The organism is Alteromonas sp. R7, assembly GCF_055755235.1.
In genome coordinates, this window is record NZ_JBVTQX010000003.1 from 57,292 (window position 1) to 73,316 (window position 16,025).

Annotated in this window: 18 protein-coding genes and 1 other annotated feature; of the genes, 8 read left to right on the top strand and 10 right to left on the bottom strand. The window is 43.3% G+C overall.

Annotated elements, in window-relative coordinates; all coding sequences use genetic code 11:
- Window positions 1–10: 10 nt before the first annotated feature.
- Window positions 11–913: an ATP phosphoribosyltransferase gene (hisG, locus tag AC0J2X_RS05930; RefSeq protein ID WP_014950027.1), complete on the bottom strand. Its 903-nt coding sequence runs from the start codon at window positions 911–913 to the stop codon at window positions 11–13.
- A gap of 50 nt (window positions 914–963) precedes the next feature.
- Window positions 964–1,082 (bottom strand) — a sequence feature (His leader region).
- A 230-nt stretch (window positions 1,083–1,312) separates the two neighbouring features.
- Between hisG and AC0J2X_RS05935 the strand changes: the two genes are divergently transcribed.
- Window positions 1,313–1,552: a hypothetical protein gene (locus AC0J2X_RS05935; protein ID WP_014950026.1), complete on the top strand. Its 240-nt coding sequence runs from the start codon at window positions 1,313–1,315 to the stop codon at window positions 1,550–1,552.
- A gap of 15 nt (window positions 1,553–1,567) precedes the next feature.
- Here AC0J2X_RS05935 and AC0J2X_RS05940 read toward each other — a convergent pair whose 3' ends face one another.
- Window positions 1,568–2,341 (bottom strand): ParA family protein, encoded by a 774-nt coding sequence (locus tag AC0J2X_RS05940; protein WP_472995867.1) that lies wholly within the window; start codon window positions 2,339–2,341, stop codon window positions 1,568–1,570.
- A 219-nt stretch (window positions 2,342–2,560) separates the two neighbouring features.
- Between AC0J2X_RS05940 and AC0J2X_RS05945 the strand changes: the two genes are divergently transcribed.
- Window positions 2,561–3,544, top strand: a complete 984-nt coding sequence (locus AC0J2X_RS05945) for an MBL fold metallo-hydrolase (RefSeq protein ID WP_278711876.1) — start codon at window positions 2,561–2,563, stop codon at window positions 3,542–3,544.
- Between the two features lie 78 nt (window positions 3,545–3,622).
- Here the strand turns inward: AC0J2X_RS05945 and AC0J2X_RS05950 are convergent, their stop codons facing one another.
- From AC0J2X_RS05950 to AC0J2X_RS05965, 4 genes are all read right to left on the bottom strand, one after another.
- Window positions 3,623–4,612 (bottom strand): hypothetical protein, encoded by a 990-nt coding sequence (locus AC0J2X_RS05950; protein WP_232375939.1) that lies wholly within the window; start codon window positions 4,610–4,612, stop codon window positions 3,623–3,625.
- A gap of 303 nt (window positions 4,613–4,915) precedes the next feature.
- Entirely contained in the window at window positions 4,916–5,488 is a 573-nt protein-coding gene (locus AC0J2X_RS05955; RefSeq protein ID WP_014950022.1) for a lipid-binding SYLF domain-containing protein, read from the bottom strand.
- A 180-nt stretch (window positions 5,489–5,668) separates the two neighbouring features.
- Entirely contained in the window at window positions 5,669–5,938 is a 270-nt protein-coding gene (locus AC0J2X_RS05960) for a DUF6482 family protein (RefSeq protein WP_257721543.1), read from the bottom strand.
- Window positions 5,939–6,054: 116 nt separating this feature from the next.
- Window positions 6,055–6,537 carry a DUF2244 domain-containing protein gene (locus tag AC0J2X_RS05965; protein WP_014976942.1) on the bottom strand — a complete coding sequence of 161 codons (483 nt, stop codon included), beginning with the start codon at window positions 6,535–6,537 and terminating at the stop codon, window positions 6,055–6,057.
- 153 nt (window positions 6,538–6,690) lie between these two features.
- On the opposite strand from AC0J2X_RS05965, the gene AC0J2X_RS05970 reads away from it, so the two are divergent.
- The 3 genes from AC0J2X_RS05970 to AC0J2X_RS05980 all read left to right on the top strand — a co-directional run bounded on the left by AC0J2X_RS05970 (window position 6,691) and on the right by AC0J2X_RS05980 (window position 9,323).
- On the top strand, window positions 6,691–7,599 hold the full coding sequence (locus AC0J2X_RS05970; protein WP_014976941.1) for a sulfite exporter TauE/SafE family protein: 909 nt from the start codon (window positions 6,691–6,693) through the stop codon (window positions 7,597–7,599).
- Window positions 7,600–7,713: 114 nt separating this feature from the next.
- Window positions 7,714–9,018 (top strand): alpha-amylase family glycosyl hydrolase, encoded by a 1,305-nt coding sequence (locus AC0J2X_RS05975; protein ID WP_069944598.1) that lies wholly within the window; start codon window positions 7,714–7,716, stop codon window positions 9,016–9,018.
- An 86-nt stretch (window positions 9,019–9,104) separates the two neighbouring features.
- A complete protein-coding gene (locus tag AC0J2X_RS05980) occupies window positions 9,105–9,323 on the top strand; it encodes a hypothetical protein (RefSeq protein ID WP_014976939.1) in 219 nt (72 codons plus the stop codon).
- 50 nt (window positions 9,324–9,373) lie between these two features.
- Here the strand turns inward: AC0J2X_RS05980 and AC0J2X_RS05985 are convergent, their stop codons facing one another.
- From AC0J2X_RS05985 to AC0J2X_RS05995, 3 genes are all read right to left on the bottom strand, one after another.
- Window positions 9,374–10,069 (bottom strand): calcium-binding protein, encoded by a 696-nt coding sequence (locus AC0J2X_RS05985; protein ID WP_069944584.1) that lies wholly within the window; start codon window positions 10,067–10,069, stop codon window positions 9,374–9,376.
- A 320-nt stretch (window positions 10,070–10,389) separates the two neighbouring features.
- Window positions 10,390–10,788, bottom strand: a complete 399-nt coding sequence (locus AC0J2X_RS05990; RefSeq protein ID WP_069944583.1) for a GFA family protein — start codon at window positions 10,786–10,788, stop codon at window positions 10,390–10,392.
- Window positions 10,789–10,835: 47 nt separating this feature from the next.
- Window positions 10,836–11,891, bottom strand: a complete 1,056-nt coding sequence (locus AC0J2X_RS05995; protein ID WP_069944582.1) for an aromatic ring-hydroxylating oxygenase subunit alpha — start codon at window positions 11,889–11,891, stop codon at window positions 10,836–10,838.
- Between the two features lie 161 nt (window positions 11,892–12,052).
- On the opposite strand from AC0J2X_RS05995, the gene AC0J2X_RS06000 reads away from it, so the two are divergent.
- Entirely contained in the window at window positions 12,053–12,973 is a 921-nt protein-coding gene (locus AC0J2X_RS06000) for a cation diffusion facilitator family transporter (RefSeq protein WP_472995868.1), read from the top strand.
- Window positions 12,974–13,075: 102 nt separating this feature from the next.
- The gene (locus tag AC0J2X_RS06005) at window positions 13,076–13,408 is read left to right on the top strand and encodes a hypothetical protein (RefSeq protein ID WP_014950012.1); all 333 of its coding nucleotides are present in this window, start codon (window positions 13,076–13,078) and stop codon (window positions 13,406–13,408) included.
- A 157-nt stretch (window positions 13,409–13,565) separates the two neighbouring features.
- On the opposite strand, the gene AC0J2X_RS06010 is transcribed toward AC0J2X_RS06005, so the two are convergent.
- On the bottom strand, window positions 13,566–13,805 hold the full coding sequence (locus AC0J2X_RS06010) for a hypothetical protein (protein ID WP_014976932.1): 240 nt from the start codon (window positions 13,803–13,805) through the stop codon (window positions 13,566–13,568).
- Window positions 13,806–14,057: 252 nt separating this feature from the next.
- Between AC0J2X_RS06010 and AC0J2X_RS06015 the strand changes: the two genes are divergently transcribed.
- Complete coding sequence (locus AC0J2X_RS06015; RefSeq protein ID WP_069944580.1) at window positions 14,058–15,977, top strand: ATP-dependent DNA helicase; 1,920 nt, start codon at window positions 14,058–14,060, stop codon at window positions 15,975–15,977.
- The last annotated feature ends 48 nt before the right edge of the window (window positions 15,978–16,025 follow it).

Here is a 16,025-nt window from a genome sequence, read left to right on the forward strand (position 1 = left end):
TGCCTGCCTTTTAGCCCATCATTTTTTCGATTGGCATTACAAGAATAGAGCTACAACCAAGGGCTTTAAGTTTCTCCATGGTTTCCCAGAACAAGGTCTCTGTAGAAACAACGTGGATAGCAACTTGTTCTTCATTTCCAGCAAGTGGTAGAACCGTAGGATTTTCAGCACCTGGAAGTAGGCTTTTCACTTGCTCTAAATACGCTTTTGGTGCGTGTAGCATGATGTACTTGCTTTCTTTTGCTAATAATACGCCATCAACACGTGGCATTAGTCGGTTAACCAGTGTTTCTTTCTCGTCGCTAAGCTCGCCATCAGCGCGCTTAATAAGTACCGCTTTACTGCGGAAAATAACGTCTTTTTCAACAAGACCGTTAGCTTCAAGGGTTGCACCGGTAGATACAAGGTCACAGATAGCGTCAGCTACACCTGCTCGTGGAGCCACTTCCACAGAACCTTGTAGCATTACAGCCTTTGCATTTATGCCCTGTTCTTTGAAGTAGCGCTCAAGTAGGTAGGGGTAAGTTGTTGCTACTTTTTTGCCTTCTAGCGACTGGATTCCTTGATAATCCATCTCATTAGGTACCGCAATAGACAGGCGGCAGCCGCCGTAGTCTAGACGACGCAATACTTCATATTCGAATGGCTTGCCCGCAGCTTTACGCTCTAGCATTTTCTCTTCTAGCTCATTTTCGCCAATAAAACCTAGGTCTACTACACCATCCATAACAAGACCTGGAATATCGTCGTCACGCACGCGAAGCAAATCAATAGGCTGGTTCGTAGAATGCGCAATCAGCAGGCGATCACGAATATTGAGTTTAATGCCTATAGCTTTCAGTAGGGCAATGCTGTCATCGCTCAATCGACCTGATTTCTGTACGGCAATTCGAAGTCTTTTGCTGTTACTCATTGAAACGTTCCTTACACGTTGTGTTTTAACTTTTGATTGCGCCTAAAACGAAAAACCCCCGGAAGTTTCCTTCCGAGGGTCGAGAATTTGTTTTATCTGCGCCACTGGAAGGATACATAGACCTTCCAGCACGAACCTGAAAGGTTATGCTTTGTGGTGATGGTGATGTTTCGTCGCGCAGTTAATCATTTTGAAAATTTTAATTCCTAATTTCGAACGGCTGAAACATTAGCGTTTTGAATTAGGATTTGCAAGGCTAAAGTGAACTCTTTTGGCACATTAACTCTAATTTAATGTGTATATAATAAAACAATTCGTTATGAATTAGTTTTGAACCGTAATTTTAGGCAACTCGTTGCCGATAAGTTATAGAGACAAATGCAAACTTCTGGAGGGCGTATGAGCAACGATCTACTGTTTCCCATTTTGCCTCGCAACACAAAAGTGCCGATTGAGACGGACGACCGCGTGAAGAAAGTGCAAAAGACCAAAAAGTCCGAGCATTTCAGTGAAGAAGAGCGCGATCAGTTTCAAGACGTGAAGCGAACTGAGATTATCGAAAAATCAGCTGAAAACTCGAAAGATAAAGAGCGAGGTAACAGCGAGGGTGGGCTTAAGCATATTGATATTGATGTTTAGCGAAACTTGTTAGCGTTAGGTTTTGCTCGCATTGAGTTCTTCAAATAAAGCCGCAATTTGATTCGTCACTTTGTGCTTAGGTAAGTAGAAAGGCAGCGGCATTCGCTTAGAGTGAGACTCTTTCACTTTTACCGTGGCACTTATATAACTTTCTAACACTGGCAAATCTTGCTGCTTAAGTGTCTCAATTAACTCTCTTGGAAGCTTTGCTTGGCTATTGAATTGATTAACAACAATACCCAACAAACGCAGTTCAGGGTTGTGGTCTTCTTTTAGTTCCATTGCATTTTCAAGTAAACGCTCAATCGCCTGTGCCGAGAAGTCGTCGCAATCAAAGGGGACGCAAAAGCCATCAGCAGCAATAAGTGCCGCTTTAGAATAAAAATTAAAATTAGGAGGCGTGTCGATAAAAATGTTGTCGAATTCGTCTTTTAACTCCTTTAACGCGTCTTTAAGTTTAAAAATTTTGTATCGTGACTCGAGCTCTCGCTCGACTTCTGCCAACGCAGGAGAAGAAGGCATAACGAAGAGGTTTTCATAAGGCGTTGCATGCACGAACGCGTTAGGCTTCATGGCTGTTCTGAAAATGCCAACTACTTGTTTGAACATATCGGCCACGGTAAGGCTTTGTTCTCTGGCGTTAAATCCCACGTAGTGAGTACTATTTCCCTGAGCGTCTAAGTCTACCAATAAGGTCTTATGACCCAGCTTAGCGCTTTGCGCAGCTAAATTGGTGCTAATGGTCGATTTGCCTACGCCGCCTTTTTGATTAAACACCACGATTATCATAAGAAATCCCTTCGTCAGTTGTGTTTAAAATATGCCCAATTAAAAGTGCTTATGCAAAATATTGTTTATGGTTTAATGCAAACTGAATACAGTTGTCCCAAACAGTGAAAAAATCAACATCGTAAAACAACGTGGTTTTATATACCTAGAATGGAAAGCGTTATGGTTAATATAAAAAAGTCTGTATGGCAGCTTGCAATAATGCTTCTGGCGGTTTGGATGTCCAATAATACTTACTCAGCCGATGTATACACTGCGCAATATTACGCGGATAAAGGATTGAAAAGTGCTAAGCATTTTCCTGGATTGGCGAGTCTTTGCGATATTAGTCAAGAGCCGCGGAATATGTTCGTTATTAGCGAAAATCGGCGCGAGAGATCCAAGCGCAGTAATGGTGTTAGCGAAGTAAAAGGAAATGCTAAAGTCCGTCGTCACATTCCACCTCAACAGGTCTTCGATAACCTTTATTATGTCGGCGCTGGCAACGTAGCAAGTTGGGCAATTGATACGGGCGAAAGTATAGTTTTAGTAGACGCGCTAAATAATAACCAACAAGCTCAACATTATATCCTTAACGGACTTTCGGCACTCGGGTTGGGAGATAAGCCGATTTCCCATCTAATCATATCTCATGGACACGGCGATCATTACGGTGGTTTTGGGCTGATTAAATCAGTTTATAGTCCACGTATTGTGATGAGTGAAATTGAGTGGCACGTGTTAGAAAACGACGCGTTTGCAAGCTATCGCTGGGGAGCAAAACCTGAAAAAGATTTACTGATTGAAGATGGGGATGTACTCAACGTGAATGGCACTGAGTTAGCGTTTTATGTAACGCCAGGACACACACCGGGTACGCTTACTATCGTTCTCCCTGTGATCGATGGAGATGAGCGGCATCGCGCTGTATTATGGGGCGGCACAGGGCTCAATTATGGTCCGGATGTCGCAAGAATAAAGTCTTATACAAACTCGGCCAATACAATGAAAGCGTTGGTGAAAGAACAAAATATTGATGTATTTTTGTCAAATCACCCTGGAAGAGACGGAACAAGAGATAAGCTTAAGGCGTTAACGGATAGGAAAGATAATCAGGCACATCCATTTATACAAGGAGAAGATGTGGTTGTTGAAGCATTTGAGCTTCTCGAGAATTGTACAAGAGCACAGTGGATGCAGATTGAGGAAAACCGTGCTCAGTAAAATGTGAGCGATATGATTCTCAAGGCAAGAAAGAGAGAAACCGTAGACTTGCTCCTTCTGCCTTGAGATTTTCAAACGTTATTTCTGTAGCATTTTGTGTTTATTAAATCTTCTTGCACTCAATAAGCCTACTGCGAAAATAAAAATTGCAAACGTAGAGGGTGCACTTACCTCAGTTGAAGAAGAGGTTGTAGCAAACGAGCTAGCTAAAATGATCTCGCCGTTGACAATAGGGTTGTTGGTCAAGTTAAACACAGGCCCGGTTAACGGCCCGCCAGCAGGGAATAGCGCATCGTAAAATGCATTTAGTGAGAAATCATCGAAAGATACTCTAACCGCGTTGCGTGATTCTGTGCAAGAGGTGTTGGAACACGACTTTTCGACTTCATTAACAAATATTCCCAAGCCAAAGTCAGCGATATTCAAACCTGCAAAGAGAGACTGATTTTCAAGTGCAGTAGCCGTTACGGTATTTCCCCAAAGATTCACTTCCACATCCACGATGTCTGATGAACCTGCTGTAGATAGATTCACGTTTGAGCCGGTCGTGGCGTTTCCGTCAATTTGCGAGACTGTGGAAAGTACATCAGCACTTAGCGTTAAAAAGCCACTTATTCCAAGTAAGTCTGAAAATAAGTCAAGATTAAGGTCGTTTATGGTTCCGCGGCCTGACGTAAAAAAGCTTGCCGGAACAAAACTCGTTAAAGACGATTGAGATTCGCCTTCAATAATGGCGGTGGATAGCGCGCCATCAAACTCTGTAACGTCGATGGGGCTGCCCAACGTACCCGAAGCATCTGCGCTTGCGCCAATGATAGTGTCAATCTGAGAATAATTTTCAGGAGCACTACCGCTGGTATGAGCTAAGTTGATAGTTGAGTTAGCGATTGCAGAGACCATACCTCCTATATTACTTGTAATGGAAAGATCGACATGGACTGCATTCCCATAACTGCTGCCTATTATTGCCGCGTTAGTTGAAAAGCCTACCGTCGCCGAAGCGAACAATGCGCTCGTTAATATCGTTCTTACTACTGCTCTTATCACTTTGTTGTTTTGTGGTTGCATGATGAAACCCTCGTTTATGGCTTAGCGTGCTGCTAAGCGAGCCTTTTACAAGTAAAGCGTAGTCACGAGTGTTCAATTCAGTTATGAGGGTTTCCCCCTAAATTTAGACTTTCGTATACACGGCGGTGGTAAGAGATGCTATGGGGAACACGACACTGCTTATTACTGTGATTCAGACAGCCTAAAGATTTAGAGCGGTAGCGGGCAGTTGTGCAGAAAAAATAAAAAGGCCTCTTGCATTCAAGAGGCCTTCGTGTGTTGGAGCGCTAATCGCTAATATGTTTAGGAGTAGTTAGGGCAGAATTAGTTTAGTTCTTTATCTACCCAAAATTTCGTGCCTTTAACAGTGGCCTGTAATGTAAGGCCGCTTTCAGTCATAGTATACACTGTGACGTTACCCAAGTAGCCTTCGCCTTCTGCAGATGCACCTTTGTTACCAGCTTTCGCTGCTACATCCGCGTTACCACCTACGGTCCATCCATTTTCAATAAAGTGATTCATCGCTTTTTGTGTGTGGAAAACCATAACAATTCGGTAATCTTTTGCGCCTAAGCCAAGGCCTACGCCACCTTCGGCCATATTCATATAGGTTTTTGCGCCGGTTACATTATTGTTTACAACACCGTAGCCTGTGCCCGCCGCCACAAAGAATACGTTGATGTTAGCATTGGTAAATACGGCGTAGCCGGCAGCGTCTTTAACCTGAGAGCGCGTATCGGGCTTTTCAGAATAAAGACGGGCAAGCGCGTTATCTTGCATATCTAAAATAGCTTGTCGCTTTTCAGCAACAGTTCCGTCGCCCATCGAAGCGCACGCCGTCAAGGCTAACACGGCAGCCACAAACACAGATTTTATAGCTAACTTACTTATTTTCATGCAATTCTCCTTAGCATGTAGGTATTTTATTAACTACAGAAGAAGACCATTCTTACTGTTTCTAATTCAATAAAATACCGTTTTAATTTACGTCACATTAGTTGTACGCAAAAAACGTGCTAAGTGGTGCATTGAACATTGAAAACTATTGGTCTTACTTGCTAGTACACCTGCAAGTCGCTACCACTCAATTTCAAGCTCTAACGCACCGGGATGATCGGTTTGACCAACCATTTCTTCATACGGTGTGCTTTGACGGAGCCAAACTTTCTCAAAGGCTTGAGAGTCAAAATGCTCCCTAATCTCGTTCAAACAGTGAAACGTTTTAGGTTGTGACTTGTTGTCGCGAACCAAGGTGCGTGAGGCGCCCATACCGGTTGATGCGAGGTAATTGCCGCCTTCTAGTGACTCGATGTATAAGTTCATAGTGTAACCCTCATTAGGTCGCAACTCGTTATCGCTGCGTCTTATATCTAATTAGTCGAAAATAGCCACAATGATCATTAATTTTGTGTCATGCACGATAAGGAGCCTTACGCATTGGTTGCATTTCAAAGCAACACGAATTACCACCACTTATTCGAACATACTGCGACCCCTGCCTTTTGCATACATTTATGGACACGCTCTTTGTCCTCTAAATTTAAAAATGATCCCACTTCAAATTGCTGCAGAGGGGCTTGTAGCACAAGCTGTGGCGCACATTTTAAGCTCAAGTCTTTTTTATAGTACAAGGACGTATCAGGGCGGAAGAATTCTATGCTTATACCGGTTGAGCTAGTGACTTGAATGCTGTTTGATGAAATTAAGAGCGTCTCCCAGCGGTATGTCGCTTTAGAAACTAAATACATAATCAGCGTTAGTAACCCGACCTCCAATCCTGCAAAAGGTAATATGACCCACGCACCGGCCAGTGACCAAGCAATAGCTATCGAGCTGATAAAAAGGGCAAAAGCTGCAATAAGGTGCTTTGTCTGTTGCCATGTTGCTGAGCGGTTTGGCGAAAGATGCAGTTGCACCTGATGCTCAAATGTAGATACTTCAACCATGTTTTTTAAAATGCTGTATATGATATCTGTGTAAGTAAAACCTTATACGTAGTTGAATAACAATAGTTTGAAAATTGTACAGGTGCTAGTTGGCTGCGTACTTAAAAAAGTCATGCCGTGTAACTTGCCGTATTTTCTGCCTTAAGGACGTATGTGATTTCTCTCATCAAGCAAAACGCTGGTAAAACAGCGTTGATAGTACTTTTATTTTTATGGATCGGCAGTTTGCTAGCGCAACCAGCCCCTATTGAGCTTGTTAAAGAGTTCGGGCTTTTCAGCGTTCTTGGCGTTATTGGTGCTATATTTGCGAATGCCACTGGAGCTGGCGGTGGCGTGGTTTTCGTTCCGTTTTTTAACTACCTGTCATTTTCTGCGCAAAGCGTTGTGGCAACGAGTTTCGCCATCCAATGCTGTGGTATGACCGCGGGGGCACTAACTTGGGCCGCGTATTATAAACACCAACACAAGTATGATCAGTATTGGAAGGCATTACCCAGTGTACTGATGTTAACGGTTCCCTCGTCAATATGCGGCATAGGATTCGCTCAGTATTCTTCTCAAAGTACAAGGCTTCTAGAGCATTTGTGGGGTGGGGCCAATAACCTTCACATCGCTTTTGGTAGTTTTTCTATTCTATTAGCAATCGCAATATTTGCTTCTATTCCGCTAATGAAGCGTACCCATTTCAAAAAAGACTTACATACGAAAGATCTTTTGCTTTTACCTTTCATTGGTTTTTTAGGCGGCATTATCACCGCGTGGCTTTCGGTAGGAGTAGGAGAGTTAGTCGCTGTTTACCTCATAATTCGAGGGTTTAATGTAACTTTGTCTATTGCCAGCGCGGTTATCTTGTCGGCTTTTACTGTGTGGTCTGCATTGCCATATCACGCTTTTATAAGCGAGTCTGTGGTATGGCAGGTTGTTTTGTTTGCTGGGGCAGGTGCAATAGTCGGTGGAACGATTGCAAAGTTTGTTGTTTTAGCATTTTCGGTTCAGCGTCTAAAACTTTTTTTCGGTATTTGGGTACTAATTTTAGGTGTTACAAGTTTACCTATTCTTTAAGCCACGAGCTTGCGGCAGTTAACAGCTTAGCTCACCTCAGTTTAAAGCCTAAAAGTAACGCGACGCAGAACCACATTCTTTTTCTAAACGCTAATCTCGATAAGGAAAGATAATATGGATATCAATCCTGTCCCAAAGAAACGATATAACGTGCTTCAGCCAGAATGGTCATCTCACGCAGTTATTTATCAGGTCAACACTCGACAGTTTTCAGAGCAAGGTAATTTTGAAGGAGTGAGAAAGGGGTTATCCCACATTAAATCACTTGGCGCTGATATTGTTTGGCTAATGCCTGTACATCCTATTGGGGAAAAAAACAGGAAAGGGGAGCTTGGTAGCCCCTATGCAGTAAAAGACTATCTGGCCATTAACCCTGAATTTGGTAGCGAAGAGGATTTCAAAGCGCTGGTGGATGAAGCGCACAAGCTTTCGCTAAAAGTCATCATAGACTGGGTGCCAAATCACAGTGCGTGGGATAATCCTTTGGTTGAACAGCACCCCGAGTGGTACGCCAAAGACTACAAAGGAGATTTTCGTCCATCTCCGTGGTGGGATTGGAGCGATATCATAGAGTTTGATTATGAACACGTTGGCCTTCGCAAATACATGATTAACGCGTTGTGTTATTGGGTTGAAAAGTTCGACATTGATGGGTTTCGCTGTGATGTAGCGGGGTATGTCCCCAACGATTTTTGGCAGCAAGCAGTGCAAACGCTAAGCGCAATCAGACCAGTCTTCATGTTGGCTGAATGGGAGAATCGAGATCTTCACGAAAATGCGTTCAATATGACATACGCATGGAGTTGGAACGAGACGCTACACGAACTCGCACACGGACAATGTTCGCTGGATAGGTTGCGCAAGTATTATTCGTGGAACGAACGCAGCTGGCCTCACTCCGCTTACAGAATGACCTTTGTTAGCAATCACGATAAAAATGCCTGGGATGGCACTCAGCGCGAACAATTTGGTGATGCGCTTGAAGCCTGCATTGCGTTGTCTGTGGTAGGTGAAGGTATGCCGCTCATTCACAACGGGCAAGAAGCTGGGGAAACCAAGCGTTTAGCGTTCTTTGAGCACGATCCTATACACTGGCAAGAACATGAAATAGGCAACTTGTACCGTAAGCTAATTGCTCTTAAAAAGTCCAAAACCGTGCTAGGGAACGGAGAGTACGGGGCAAGAATGATACAGGTGCCAAACTCTAAGATGGATAAGGTTTTTAGTTTTGTACGTTGTAATGAAAATGAAAAAGTGTTCGTTGCGATTAATTTTTCAAATGAGCAGCTTGATGTAACGTTTGAAGAACCATTGTTTGAAGGTGAGTATGCGCACTGGGAGCGCGACGAAAAGAAAACCTTCGGAGCTGATTCAGTGTGTAAACTCACGCCTTGGCAGTTCGAGATATGGGTGGCATGACGGTGTGATCGTTTAGTGTCATCTTTAACTACAAAAGGTAAAAAGCACTAATGTTTTTTTTACTAAGTGAAAATTAAGGATGAACTATGACTGCGAATGATTCAGCTGAAAAAACAGAAGACCGATCGTTAAATAATCATGCAGCGCTTAAAACTTCTATTGCCAATGGTGATGTTGAAGAGGTAAAAGCGCGACTTGAAGGACACACTTTGGATAAGCTAGAAAAAGGTTATCTTATTGATCTCGCACGCTTGAGTGGTAACAGTGAAATCGAGGAAGTGATTAAGTCAACACCCGAAAGTTAGATGCTAAAGAATCTAGCTCAGATCTAATCTGAGCTAGTACAACTTAGTCATTACTCTTCAGAACTATCACTTGAGTTACTTTCAGACTTACTCTGATAACGCTTAAATTCCGTACGCGTAATTAATTCATCGTCATTTGCGTCAATATTATCAAAATCACGTGTTACACCACTTCGCGAGGCTTCAGCTTTAGTAAGCTTACCGTCGCTGTTAGCGTCCATCATCTCAAATTTACTGCGCGCAATGACCGCTTCATCTGCGATAACCGTATTATCGTGAACAACAGTATCTTCAGCGACTTTGTCAACGTTTGTCTTTTCTAAGTTTCCGTTAGCCTTCAACTCAGTCTTAGCTCTTAGTTCGTGAGTCAGCCTTTTGTCTTTCGTCGCGGCAACCACTTCATCGACATCAGTATCAACTTTTACTTCCGTTTCCATTGTACCTTCTGTACCCATACTCTCTTTCATCGATTGTACCGTTGCAAGCACGTCGTCATCGAAATGTTGAGGGTGCTTCGTTACATGAGCATTGAACTCTTTAATTGAAAGCTGCATGTCTGAATTGGTATCAATTTTGGAAAAGTGCGCATAAATCTCATCGTCGTCAGCTTCTTCTCGTGAAATATAGCCGTTGTCATCGTTATCCAAATCGGCAAATGTGGTGTCTATTTTTTCGATACCATTGCCAGCAAACGCGGCAGTAGAAAGTGCGGCGCTGATTAGTGTAGCAATTGTTAATTTTTTCATATCTAACTCCTTGGTTTTTCGGCCTCCATACTGCTTAAAAACGGAGGAGAGTATTCACATGGAGTTATTCACAGCATATGCCATTTCAATAAAATGTTTTTAGATCATTGGTTTATGTTTTTTGAATGGTTGGGTGACAACAGGCGGAATTGTGAGAACTATAGAATTTTCTGAAAAAGTTACTCGCTATTTTTGACAAAAACGGAACACGTTAAGCGGAGAATGTTGTGAATGCGAGCAACAATCGAGCTGCCGTTATTCAAGCAGCGAATTTTGTTTAGTATAAAGCCATTAGGTTTCGAATGAGTACTCAATGTTTGTTACGGTAAACGTTCGAATTTTGTGATGGTTTCTAAGCTTACTTCCCACGCAGCTTTGCTTACGCCGAAGATATGTGCAGTAGGTTTAATTAGTAGTTTCGTATCCAGACACCCAGCGGGTACGGCTAGAATGTCACCGAGTTGAGTACACGGAAGGGCTGAACCACAAATTTTACAGAAACTTTTGCTATGACGCGTGTTCTCGAGCGTGAAGTTGACTACAGCGTCAACACCCGATGCCCAAGTTAATATAGCCGAACTTGAAAACAGGTTGGCTGCGAAGGCCGAACCTGTATCCTTTTGACAATGTTTGCAGTGGCACAGATAAAAACTGTCAAAATCACCCTCAATTTTAAAAGTTACCGAACCGCACAAACAAGACCCTTTGTAATTGTTCATCAAAACTCCTTTTTTGTGAAATAACACTATTTAAAGCACCAAGACTGCTACTGTTTAGCAAGCCAATCGTAAAAATGCGCCACGCCTGCTTCTAAAAACGGTTCTATGGGACCGTGTTCTTCTTCGCCTGATAAATAAAGTGCACGTCGACCTTTCTCTAACAATAGGCAGGCTTCTTCATCTTCTACCGCTGTTTCCATATAGGCCGCTTTTTCCGCTGCAAAGTAGTCTGGCATATCTTTATAAAGTGCTTCGGGATAATAAAATTCAACGTGGTTTACACATGCGCCTGCACCCTTGGGATAAATCGTGCTGACGACAATAATATCTGGGTACCACTCAATCATAATATTAGGGTACAAAAAGCACCATATTGCGCCAAAGCGAGGAAGTGTTTGCCCAAATCGTGCCAATAATGCGTCTTGGAACTCTCTGTAACGCGGTGTTGTGCGCTTGGTAAGCTGGTCGCCTAGCCCAACTTTTTGAACTGAAAAATCATCGCCAAACGACCATTCTAAATCATCGGGTTTAACAAACTGGCGAAGCCCAGGGTGCATGGAGTACACGTGATAGTTCTCTAGATAGATTTCGATGAATGTCTTCCAGTTAAATTGATATTCCGTGGTTTCAGAACCGGCGTAAAAGAAATCGGTAAAGTCGAGATAGTCCTCAAGCCCAAGGGCAGATAAGTCCATATTAGGAGATCGCCCTCGAAATAGAAGACCGTTCCACACTGACAGTGATTCCTTTTTCAACTGACCACTAGGGGCATCCTTAAAGTGGGGCGCACCTTTAAGCTGACCTGTATTGTCATAGCCCCAGCAGTGGAGTTTACAAACTATGCTGCGTGCCCGGCCTTGCCCTTCAAGAAGTTGAGCTTGTCGATGTAAGCAAACATTGGATATAAGTTCATAGTTCTCACCCTGATTAAATAACACATAACGGTCGTTAAAGTGAGGCAGTACTTGATAGCTAAACTTCCCTGGCACCATTAGGGAATGGCCCGCATAAGCAAGCCCTCGAGAGAATGCCTGCTCGACTTCCTGCCGGCTTTCATCAGCATCAAAGTAACTTTTTATAGAAGGATGGGTAACGATTTTCATAGTTTAAAACAGGTGCTAAAAACGCAGTGCGTTGAGTCGAAATAATATAGGCGCTATGTATCACTGAATTGCTTAAAAAAATAGCAATATTTTATTTAAAGCACTATTTTTTTTAAAATATCGGAGTAGAATCCGCGCACCTTAATTTCGAAGTGATTTTCATGGACATTGGCTTCCATCACCTTGAAGAAAAGCGTCTATTAACGCTTTCTTTTTATATTGCCGGCGCATTTGTCATTATTGCGCTTGGTTTTGCCATTTTAACGAGATCAGGCGCTATTTTATTTGATGCCGCGTACTCGTTAATCGCTTTTGTTATGTCAATGCTAACGCTTAAAGTGGCCAATTTGGTTCAACGTCCTGACGATGACCGGTTTCATTTTGGTTACACGGCAATTGAACCTACGCTAAACATGTTTAAGTCGCTTATTATCATTGCCACGTGTGTGTATGCCGTCGCGAGCTCTGTTCAGAGTTTATTAGCAGGTGGGCACGCAGCTGAGTATGGTATTGGTATGGTCTACGGTGTTGTGGCAACGGTTGGCTGTTTTAGTATCTCTCTGTACATGCGAGCAAAAGGTAAGCATTTACTGTCCGACTTAGTAAAAGTGGATTCTCACACTTGGATGATAGACGGCGTGCTAAGTGCATCTATCTTGTTCGCTTTTATTTTGGCCTACGCGTTAGAGTTGACGGAATATAGAACACTGTCGCCGTACGTTGATCCTGTTTTATTGATTATTCTTGGTTCGGCAATGTTGCCGGTGCCTTTTAAGATTTTGCGTGAAAGCCTTAATGAAGTAATTAACAAAGCGCCGCCTGAAGCTATCTCGGCGGTAATCGAGAAAAAATTCAAAAAAACGTTGGCTGACGTCCCATACGAACATGTGGAAGTGCGAATTAGTAAGCGGGGTAGGGATGTCTATCTGTTAGTCCACATTATCGTGGATGACGCATTCTCGATTGCAACGATAAGTGAGTTAGACGAAATTCGACTGAAATGCGAAGCAGAAATGCGCGAGTGGGATCCTGCAATCATCATGGACATCTTGTTCATAAAAGATCCTGAGCTTGCAGAGTAATGATACGGGGGAGTGTGAAATTTCTCGCATTCTCCTCTTACTTGGCTGGCAAAATCCTCCAAACTTTCCGATAATCAACTCTTTAAGCTAATTGAAGATGTGATGGAAACGCGACTTCCGCTATATAAAAAGCTGCTGGTAATGTACCGCATAGAACCGGGATGTCTTGGGCCGCAAGGTGCTGACTACGTTGAGGAGTTTTGTGTATTTGCCAAAAAAAGGCTAAAAGACAACCATGGTCATTGTTTGCGATGGACCATTAAGCCCCGCTACGACAAGACACTGCCCGAGCTTGAATTTCAGATAAAAAATGCCGTTCTTTCCCGTGACAATGCGGCTAAATATATGGATAGCTTTGGTATTGATATCGATGCTTTCGAAGAAGAGCTAGAGGAGTCGCTCGCCGATTTGGTTGATGCATTTTTTGAACGCTGATGCTTTCAACTAAAGCCACCGTTGCATGCATTGCTATATACAATGCTAGGGAACTCGAAAAGGCACTTCAAATGCAGAGCACAAAAAAGCCCCGCCATTTCTGGCGTGGCTTTATCATTCATTCAGTTAAAGTGAATCAGTAACTCACCTTAATAGATCAGTTTAAAGATTTCAGTTTCTGGTAACCTTCAGCTTCTAGCTCATCATTTACGCACTCTAATACAAATACGTCTTCCGACTTGCCTTTTGTGCCTTCTTCTTCAGCGATTTCTTTACAGAACTGAGTTAATTCCGCTACCAGCTCTGCAGGTGCTTCGTCTGATGCAGCTGCAATTACAGAGAACGCCATTGCGCTTAAACCTACTAAGCCTAAACCTATAAAGCGTAAACCTTTCATAATTACCTCGTTTAATAGTTGAGTATAAACATTTACGAGCTGGATATTGCGCCTAAGTGTTAAGATTAAAAAGCTAATTTTTTTGTTCTAGAAGACAAATTCTTTTCATCAAAAATTTAACAATTGCTTTGACTCTAAAAGGCGTCAGGTAGCAAATGCTGACGCTAAAATGCAAACCTTTAATGGGCATTCCATAGGCTTTTTGGCATAATGCGCGGCCTAAAGTAGAAAAGTAATGACAGCGCTTAAACCATGCCCATAATAAATAACGTATTCTCTTCAGATGGCCTCCTTGCAGGTGCTATCAAGGGGTTTGTACCTCGCGAAGCTCAAACTGAAATGGCAAAGGCGGTTAAGCGCGCTATTGATACCACAGGTAGTTTAATAGTAGAGGCAGGTACGGGAACGGGAAAGACTTTCGCTTATCTCGCTCCGGCATTGTTGAGCGACGGAAAAGCCATTGTTTCTACAGGGACTAAAAACTTACAAGAGCAGCTATTTCACCGCGACTTACCGCTGGTAAAAAAGGCCTTAGGCAGCAAGCGAAAAACTGCGCTGTTAAAAGGCCGTTCAAACTATCTTTGTCTACACCGTGTAGCGCAGCACAGCGGCAACTCTACGCTCGTTGAAAAAGAGGTATTGGGTCAGCTTTCAGAAGTGAAACGTTGGTCTAGTACTACGAAAACAGGTGATATGGGGGAGCTTAAAACCCTTCCCGAAGATGCCCGTGTTTTACCGCTGGTTACCTCTACAGTGGATAACTGCTTGGGCCGCGATTGCCCAGATTATGAAGATTGCTACTTGGTAAAAGCGCGCAGAAAGGCGCTGGATGCTGATATTATTGTGGTAAACCACCACCTTTTCTTTGCTGATATGGCATTGAAAGACACAGGGTTTGGCGAACTTATTCCAGAAGCTGATGCGATTATTTTTGATGAGGCTCATCAAATTCCCGATATTGCCAGCGATTACTTTGGCGAGTCACTTTCGACAAGACAAATTCACGATATTGCGAAAGATATCACGCTGTTGTTCAGAACAGTGCTAAAAGATGCTGGGCAGCTAGATAAAGCGGCTGACAAATGCAGGATGATTGCCTCTGATTTACGGCTATTGTTCCCGGATACGGCTGAACGCGGCAACTGGGCTGAGGCGTTAGACCGTGACGACGTGCGCATGCAGGTGGGCAAGCTGGCCGAAGCGCTAGGTGTACTGCATGAAGTGTGTAAACTCCATATTGGCCGCGATAAAGATTTAGACAACATGTACGAACGTGTTGTGGCTGCAAGAGAGCAGTTAGATGCGTTAAGCGACAATAAGCAAGAAAATGTAAGTTTGTGGTATGAAACTACTCAGCGCCATCTCATTATGCATTTAACGCCCTTATCAATTGCTGCTAAATTCAGACGATTCGTATCATCGCCGCCGCGCGGGTGGATTTTTACCTCGGCAACCTTAATGGTAAACGGCGGTTTTGATCACTTTCAGCGCCGCATGGGCTTAGAAGACGCAGAAACGTTAGGATTAGATAGCCCGTTTAATTATCCCGAACAGGCCATGCTGTGCGTGCCCCGCTATTTACCAGAACCAAACAGCTACGCTATGCGCGAAACTTTGCTAGAAACAGCCAAACGGCTAATCAAAGCAAGTCGCGGGAGATGTTTCTTGTTGTTTACTAGTCACGCTATGCTTCGAGAAATTGCGCAGAAGCTAGAAGATGAGATAGATAATCCGCTACTGGTGCAAGGGACTACCACCAAGCAAGCATTGCTGGATGCGTACCTTGCAGATGAAAAAGCGGTATTAATGGGCACAGGCGCGTTTTGGGAAGGAGTAGACGTGCGCGGCAACGACTTGGTTTGCGTGATGATTGATAAGCTGCCCTTTGCGTCACCTGATGACCCGCTGCTTCAAGCCCGTATGGAAGATGTAAAAAAACGTGGAGCAAACCCGTTTGGTGTTATTCAAATTCCCCAAGCTGTTATTACGTTAAAGCAGGGCGCGGGAAGACTCATCCGAGATCCTTCAGATAAAGGCGTGCTGGTTATATGTGACAATCGATTAGTGACGAAGCCTTACGCCAAAACCTTCGTCGGAAGCTTGCCAGATATGAAAAGAACAAGAAGCTTGGACGAAGTGGAAAAATTTTTAGCCGGCATTGATGAAGCCTAAGTTAAAGCACTGAAAAAGCGGTAAGCGTGTATTACGCCATTAGCCCCT

Coding starts and splice junctions, on each gene's coding strand:
- AC0J2X_RS05980 (WP_014976939.1), top strand. CDS start 9,105: ATGACTGCGAATGATTCAGCTGAAAAAACAGAAGACCGATCGTTAAAT.
- AC0J2X_RS05985 (WP_069944584.1), bottom strand. CDS start 10,069: ATGAAAAAATTAACAATTGCTACACTAATCAGCGCCGCACTTTCTACT.
- AC0J2X_RS05950 (WP_232375939.1), bottom strand. CDS start 4,612: ATGCAACCACAAAACAACAAAGTGATAAGAGCAGTAGTAAGAACGATA.
- AC0J2X_RS06015 (WP_069944580.1), top strand. CDS start 14,058: ATGCCCATAATAAATAACGTATTCTCTTCAGATGGCCTCCTTGCAGGT.
- AC0J2X_RS05935 (WP_014950026.1), top strand. CDS start 1,313: ATGAGCAACGATCTACTGTTTCCCATTTTGCCTCGCAACACAAAAGTG.
- AC0J2X_RS05945 (WP_278711876.1), top strand. CDS start 2,561: ATGTCCAATAATACTTACTCAGCCGATGTATACACTGCGCAATATTAC.
- AC0J2X_RS05975 (WP_069944598.1), top strand. CDS start 7,714: ATGGATATCAATCCTGTCCCAAAGAAACGATATAACGTGCTTCAGCCA.
- AC0J2X_RS05955 (WP_014950022.1), bottom strand. CDS start 5,488: ATGAAAATAAGTAAGTTAGCTATAAAATCTGTGTTTGTGGCTGCCGTG.
- AC0J2X_RS05995 (WP_069944582.1), bottom strand. CDS start 11,891: ATGAAAATCGTTACCCATCCTTCTATAAAAAGTTACTTTGATGCTGAT.
- hisG (WP_014950027.1), bottom strand. CDS start 913: ATGAGTAACAGCAAAAGACTTCGAATTGCCGTACAGAAATCAGGTCGA.
- AC0J2X_RS06010 (WP_014976932.1), bottom strand. CDS start 13,805: ATGAAAGGTTTACGCTTTATAGGTTTAGGCTTAGTAGGTTTAAGCGCA.
- AC0J2X_RS05965 (WP_014976942.1), bottom strand. CDS start 6,537: ATGGTTGAAGTATCTACATTTGAGCATCAGGTGCAACTGCATCTTTCG.
- AC0J2X_RS06000 (WP_472995868.1), top strand. CDS start 12,053: ATGGACATTGGCTTCCATCACCTTGAAGAAAAGCGTCTATTAACGCTT.
- AC0J2X_RS06005 (WP_014950012.1), top strand. CDS start 13,076: ATGGAAACGCGACTTCCGCTATATAAAAAGCTGCTGGTAATGTACCGC.
- AC0J2X_RS05940 (WP_472995867.1), bottom strand. CDS start 2,341: ATGATAATCGTGGTGTTTAATCAAAAAGGCGGCGTAGGCAAATCGACC.
- AC0J2X_RS05990 (WP_069944583.1), bottom strand. CDS start 10,788: ATGAACAATTACAAAGGGTCTTGTTTGTGCGGTTCGGTAACTTTTAAA.